This is a genomic window from Rhodococcus sp. (in: high G+C Gram-positive bacteria), assembly GCF_049286785.1.
Classification (GTDB): Bacteria; Actinomycetota; Actinomycetes; order Mycobacteriales; family Mycobacteriaceae; genus Rhodococcus_F.
Map to the genome: position 1 here is coordinate 1 of NZ_JBAQEO010000667.1, position 6,105 is coordinate 6,105.

The following is a 6,105-nucleotide window of genomic DNA, read 5'->3' on the forward strand; positions in this document are numbered from 1 at the left end:
GACCAGCGAGCCTGATGTACTCGAACTCCTCGGCCGCCCACTCGCTCTTGTCCTGACGGTCCAGTTCTGCGGCCATCACACCGCGCAGTTCGACGAGGACCTCGACGTCCAGGGCGGCGTAGTTCAGCCACGACTCCGGCAGTGGGCGCTTGGACCAATCCGCTGCACCATGGCCCTTCCGCAGTTCGTATCCCAGCGTCCGTTCGACGATCGCTGCCAGTCCCACCCGGTCGAAGCCCGCGAGGCGCCCCGCCAACTCGGTGTCGAACAGTAGTGCGGGTGCCATCCCGAGCTCGGAGAGGCCGGGAAGGTCCTGGTCCGCGGAATGCAGGATCCACTCCAGGCGGTTGACCACGTCGACCAGCGGGGCAAGATCGGCGGCGGTGGGAATGGGGTCCAGGAGGACCGTTCCCGAGCCCTCGCGGCGGAGCTGGATCAGGTACGCCCGGGCCGAATACCGAAAACCGGAGGCGCGTTCGGCATCCACCGCCAGTGGTCCGGTACCGGCGGCCAGTGCTGCTGCCGCCTTGGCGACGCCCTCGGCGGTGGTCACGACATCGGGTACGCCATCCCGAGGTGCCAGCAGAGGCACCACCTGGTGGTCGGACGTTTCGTCGGTGATGTCGGACATGGGAACCGACTCTACGTCCCCGCTCCGGGTCGGCTGCGCACCCACGGTCAGCTGCGGGAGCCCGCGGCGGCCACAAGCTCGTCGAGCGCCGCGGGAAAAGCGTCGACAAGATCCCACAGGTGCGGTGCCAATTCCGGGCAGCTCATCACCCCGACATCGAGCTGGCCGTCCAGTGACATCACTGTCACGTTGAGTCCCGCACCGTGAAAGATCGGACCCAGCGGATACATGGCCTTCACGCGGGCACCGAGGAAGTACAGCGGAACCGACGGACCTGGAACGTTCGAGATGACGAGGTTGTGAACCACCGGATGGCGTTCCGCGAGACCGAAGGTCGAGTACAGGCGCATAGCGGCACCGAAAGTGCTCTGCCCGATGAACTGCGACCAGTCCTGCAGCATGGTCGCGCCGAGCGTCTCGTTGTGATCCTTGGCGGTCACGTTGTGCCGGCCGATGGCCAGCAGCCGCTCGACGGGATCCTCGATCTGGGTGCCGAGTTCGGTGAACATGCCGCTCACCTGATTGGTTCCGGGGCGGTCCGATTTGCCGCGTACCGAGACGGGGACGATGGCGACGAGCGACTTGTCGGGGAGTTCCCGGCGCGCTTCGAGGTACTTCCGCAACGCGCCCGAGCAGAGGGCGAGCACCACATCGTTCACCTTGACGTCGAACGCGCGCTTCACCTCCTTGACCTTGTCGAGATCGAGTTGGGTGAAGGCGATGGTGCGATGACTGGTAAGCGTGCCGTTCAGGGAGGTGCGCGGGGCGGTGAACGGCGCCGGCATGGCTTCGCCGCGGCGGGCGCGGCCGATCCAGCGCGGAAGCAGCGTGAGGCTCTGCGGAATGATCTTCATCAGCTTCGCGGGCCGGGACGCGACGGAGAGAAGACCACTCACGGCGATCTCGAGGGTGTTCGCGTCTCCTGCGCCCTCATCGGATTCGTCGGGCTCGGGGCGGGGTGAATCCGGCTCGAGACCACACAGCTGGGCGATCATGTTCGCGCCCGAGACGCCGTCGACCCCGGCATGGTGCATTTTCGACATGACCGCGACGGATCCGTCCTCGAGACCCTCGATCACCCACATCTCCCATAAAGGCCGGGCGCGGTCGAGGGGCTGCGCCGCGATGTCGCCGCACAGGTCGGCGAGTTCGCTTCTGCCTCCGGGCGACGGGACGGCGACGCGATGGCAGTGCCGGTCGATGTCGAAGTCACGGTCCTCGACCCAGACCGGATGATCGAGATTGAGCTTCGAATCGTGCAACTTCCGCCGGAATGCAGGGATCGCCTTCGTTCGGATCTCCAGTTCCGCTTTCAGCTCGGCGTAGTCGTATCCGCCGGGCACCGTCGACACGTCGAGCACGATGAGCCCGCAGACGTGGAGTAATTGGGTCGCCGTTTCGAGGTAGAGGAAGGAGGCGTCGAGCCCGCTGAGTCGCTGCATTACCCCATGGTAGAACACGTTCTAATCGCTGGGTCGGCATTCACCGAGGGTCAGGTAGGGGCTTTGCGGAACCTTTTCGCTCCTTCGTCCGTGATGTTCTCACCGCGGCGAAGACGGCCACGGGGTCGGGACGGCGAGAGAGAACGTGTTCTAGGCTCGGGGCATGAGCATGACTCGAGGCTTCGTTCTCCGGCAGGCGGTCGGTGCCGCGCTGGCCGTCAACGCCCTTCGGCCGCTGCCCCAGGGCCCCGCATCGGTGGCGTCGTTCTTTCCCGGGTGGCTCACGGCGGAACTCGCTCCGCAGATCCTTACCGCCACCGCGGTGGATGCGGCGGTGCACACGGCACGGCACGGTGCTCGCTCGCGTTCGGACCGTCTGGGCCTGGCCCTCGCAGCGGCGTCGATAGGCGGACTGGGGGCGGTGATTGCGACCGGCCGGCGTGCCGGGGAGGAAGCGGAGGCCGCGCTCGTCGAGGCGCTCGGCGAGAACTATGCGGATCGGGACAGCGAAATCGAGCACGGCGTCCGGCCGGTGTGGCGCCAGTTGCTCAACCCGTTCCGGATGCGACACGAGGACGTCAATCGGATCCGCAACATTGCGTACGCGCCCGGGGGCAGGCGCACACAACTCGACATTTACCACAGGCACGATCTGCCGGCCGGGAGCCCCATCCTCCTCCAGATCCACGGCGGTGGCTGGGTGATCGGCAACAAGGATCAGCAGGGCCTTCCGTTGATGCTCGACATGGCGTCCCGAGGGTGGGTATGCGCCGCCGTGAACTACCCGCTCTCGCCGCGGGCGAAGTGGCCCGAGCATCTGATCGCCATCAAACAGGCTCTGGCCTGGCTCCGGGAGCACGGTGCGGAGTACGGCGGAAATCCCGACTTCATCGCGGTGACGGGCGGCTCGGCCGGTGGGCACCTGGCGGCGATGGTCGGTCTCACCGGCAACGACGAGCGCTTCCAGCCCGGATTCGAGGACGAGGACACAACTGTCCAGGCCTGCGTGCCCTACTACGGCGTCTACGATTTCGCCGGCGACTCCGGAATCAAGGCCGTACTGCAACGGGCCAACTCGGGGTTGATGCCGCTGGTTCTCGGGAAGCGCGCGAAATATCCCGAGGACTACCGGGCAGCGTCCCCGCTCGCGAACCTCCGCGCCGATGCGCCGCCGTTCTTCGTGATCCACGGTGCGAACGACTCGCTCGTACCGGTCACCGAGGCGCGGTACTTCGTCGACGCACTGCGAAGGGTCTCGGACAACCCGGTTGCGTACGCGGAATTGAAGGGGGCGCAGCACGCATTCGACGTGTTCCCCTCGATTCGCAGTATCGCCATCACGCATGCAGTGGGCCGGTTCCTGGAATGGTCGCACAGCACAACCACCGACGTTCCGGCGGCTGGTTCCGAGTCGGCCTAGTCGTTGCCGATGGTGCGCAGCCGGGCGATGCCTGCCGGGGGCAGGCCCGCCGCATAGGCCAGTACCTCGCAGAACGCCTCGACGTGGGGGGCCAGTTCGACCGAGGTCGCCGTCCACGATGCCCTGAGTTCGAGTTGGTGCGCGTGGGGCGGACCGGCGATATCACCGTACCGAACGGATGTCGTGGCGGTCACGGTTCCACCGAGCGCGTTGAGAGGCTCGGAACGGGATTCGAGCGCATCGACGAGCCAGCTCCACGCCACCTCCGGCAGAAGCGGGTCCGCGGCGACCGCGGCGTCGAGATCGGCCTGGATGTACGCGACCAGCCGCAGGGTGCCGTTCCAGGCCTCGTCGCCCTGAGGGTCGTACAGCAGGATGAGCCTGCCGAAGGCGTCGCCCTCGCTCTGTTCTGCCACCACCCCGGAGTCCTCGTGCACGACCTCCGCGCCGAGGGCATAGCTGTATGGCGCGAGCCGCTGCGGCGGGCGAATGGGGCCGAGCTCGATGTCCGCACGGACCTGCGCCGAATTCATCGCGTCGACGGCGGCGCGGAACTCGGCCGGTTCGGCGGGCGATCCCGAAGTCGTCACAGCCCGGGACGTTAGACCTGGAGCCGGTCATCTCGTCGGAGGCGCGCCGAGCAGGGGCGATCGGTCACGGCGCTGCGGCATGGCAGCATGAGAGACGCCGAAAACGAGCTGGCAGAGAGCGCGAGGACCGATGAGCGGGTTGGAAAACACCAATGCAGGCATGAGTGAGCGGGCAACGTATGCGGCGAGGAGGGTTCTCACCGACGCACCGCTCCTGGCGGCCGCCGAAGGGCGCACGCCACGGCACCGCCCGGTGTGGTTCATGCGGCAGGCGGGCCGCTCGCTTCCCGAATACCGCGATATCCGGGCGGGAATCGGGATGCTCGAGTCGTGCTTCGACCCGGCGCTCGTCTGTGAGATCACCATGCAACCGGTGCGGCGTCACGGTGTGGACGCGGCGATCCTGTTCTCTGACATCGTCGTGCCCTTGAAGGCGGCGGGAATCGATCTGGACATCGTGCCGGGCACCGGCCCGGTGGTGGCGGATCCGGTCCGGAGCACAGCCGACGTGGCCGCGCTGCCACGCCTCGTGCCCGAGGAGGTGGGCGCGGTGGGCCAGGCGGTGCAGCTGCTCATCGCCGAGCTCGGGGAGACACCTCTCATCGGCTTCGCGGGAGCACCGTTCACCCTCGCCTCCTACCTTGTCGAGGGTGGCCCCAGCCGAAACCACGAGCGCACCAAGGCGCTGATGCACTCCGACCCCAAGACCTGGCATGCACTGCTGGGAACACTCGCCGACACCACGATCACCTTCCTGCAGGCGCAGCTCCATGCCGGTGTCGATGCCGTGCAGCTGTTCGATTCCTGGGCGGGTGCACTCTCGCTCGCCGAGTACCGGGAATTCGTCCTGCCCCACTCGGAGCGAGTATTCGCCGAGGTCGCCGGCGCGAAGGTGCCCCGGATCCACTTCGGAGTCGGAACCGGTGAGCTTCTCGGTGCCATGGGCGAAGCCGGTGCGGACGTCGTCGGCGTCGACTGGCGCGTTCCGCTCGACGTCGCCGCCCGACGCGTCGGACCCGGAAAGGCGCTGCAGGGCAATCTGGATCCAGCCATCCTCTTCGCCGGGCCGGTCGCGGTCGAGAAAGAGGTCCGCCGCGTCGTCAGGGAAGCGGATGCCGCCGTCGCGGCCGGTTCGATCGGTCACATTTTCAACCTCGGTCACGGAGTGCTCCCGGACACCGATCCGGCCGTACTGACCTCGGTGGTCGAACTGGTGCATTCGCTGTGACCGGCCTCGCGCCCCACGTGCTGGTGGTCGGTGGCGGAATCTCCGGTCTGGTTGCCGCGTACCGTCTCCGCCGCCGGCTCGGCGCCGATGCCCGCATCACCATCGTCGACGGTGCGCCGCGGCTCGGCGGGAAGCTGCGCACCGTCGAACTGGCGGGGGAACCCGTCGACGTGGGAGCCGAGGCGTTCATCGCGCGGCGGCCCGAACTGTTCGCACTGCTCGACGAGCTGGGCCTCGGGGACCAGCTGGTGCACCCCGCGGGACTGAGCCCGCTCATCTGGTCACAGGGCGCGCTGCACCCTCTCCCCAAGAACACCCTCATGGGTATCCCGTCGACGGCGGAATCGCTCACCGGACTGGTCGACGGGCCGACGCTCGCCCGGATAGCGGGCGAGCGGGGGGTACCGCTCGAGTGGATTCCCGGTTCCGACACGTCGGTGGCAGCACTGGTCGGGGACCGGTTCGGAACACAGGTGGTGCAGCGGTCGGTGGACCCGCTACTCGGCGGCGTGTATTCGGGTCTCGCGGACACCATCGGGGTGCGGGCCGCCCTGCCCACCTTGGCGGAGGCCCTCGATCGGGGGGCCCCGAATCTGTCCGCGGCGGTCGAGGAGGCCCTTCCCCCGCCTGTTGCGGGTCCGCTGTTCGGGACTCTGCGCGACGGTTACGGCGTGCTGCTCGACGCGCTGACCGCCGCGGCGTCGGCCGAGGTGGTGCATGCGGACGCGTACGGACTCAGGCGTGAGGGCAGTGGCTGGTGGGCCGACCCGGTGGGTGCGGCAGACGGGGTCGTC

General features: G+C 67.9%; 6 protein-coding genes. 3 read left to right on the forward strand and 3 right to left on the reverse strand.

Features of this window, described 5'->3' with window-relative positions; genetic code table 11:
• Together WAW17_RS23980 and WAW17_RS23985 are read right to left on the reverse strand one after the other, a co-directional pair.
• The coding region (locus WAW17_RS23980; RefSeq protein WP_422335393.1) for a ribonuclease D at positions 1-631 on the reverse strand (631 nt) is incomplete at its 3' end.
• Between the two features lie 47 nt (positions 632-678).
• Complete coding sequence (locus WAW17_RS23985) at positions 679-2,073, reverse strand: WS/DGAT/MGAT family O-acyltransferase (RefSeq protein WP_422335394.1); 1,395 nt, start codon at positions 2,071-2,073, stop codon at positions 679-681.
• 169 nt (positions 2,074-2,242) lie between these two features.
• Here WAW17_RS23985 and WAW17_RS23990 point away from each other — a divergent pair, with 169 nt between their 5' ends.
• Positions 2,243-3,493 carry an alpha/beta hydrolase fold domain-containing protein gene (locus WAW17_RS23990; protein WP_422335397.1) on the forward strand — a complete coding sequence of 417 codons (1,251 nt, stop codon included), beginning with the start codon at positions 2,243-2,245 and terminating at the stop codon, positions 3,491-3,493.
• Here WAW17_RS23990 and WAW17_RS23995 read toward each other — a convergent pair.
• Positions 3,490-4,083, reverse strand: coding sequence for a DUF3000 domain-containing protein (locus WAW17_RS23995; protein WP_422335395.1), 594 nt, complete (start codon positions 4,081-4,083; stop codon positions 3,490-3,492). The two genes, WAW17_RS23990 and WAW17_RS23995, sit on opposite strands and share 4 nt — an antisense overlap.
• A gap of 160 nt (positions 4,084-4,243) precedes the next feature.
• Here WAW17_RS23995 and hemE point away from each other — a divergent pair, with 160 nt between their 5' ends.
• Together hemE and WAW17_RS24005 are read left to right on the forward strand one after the other, a co-directional pair.
• Positions 4,244-5,311: a uroporphyrinogen decarboxylase gene (gene hemE / locus WAW17_RS24000; RefSeq protein ID WP_422335398.1), complete on the forward strand. Its 1,068-nt coding sequence runs from the start codon at positions 4,244-4,246 to the stop codon at positions 5,309-5,311.
• Positions 5,308-6,105, forward strand: a 798-nt coding sequence (locus WAW17_RS24005) for an FAD-dependent oxidoreductase (RefSeq protein ID WP_422335396.1), incomplete at its 3' end; no start/stop codon positions are given. The genes hemE and WAW17_RS24005, both read left to right, overlap by 4 nt.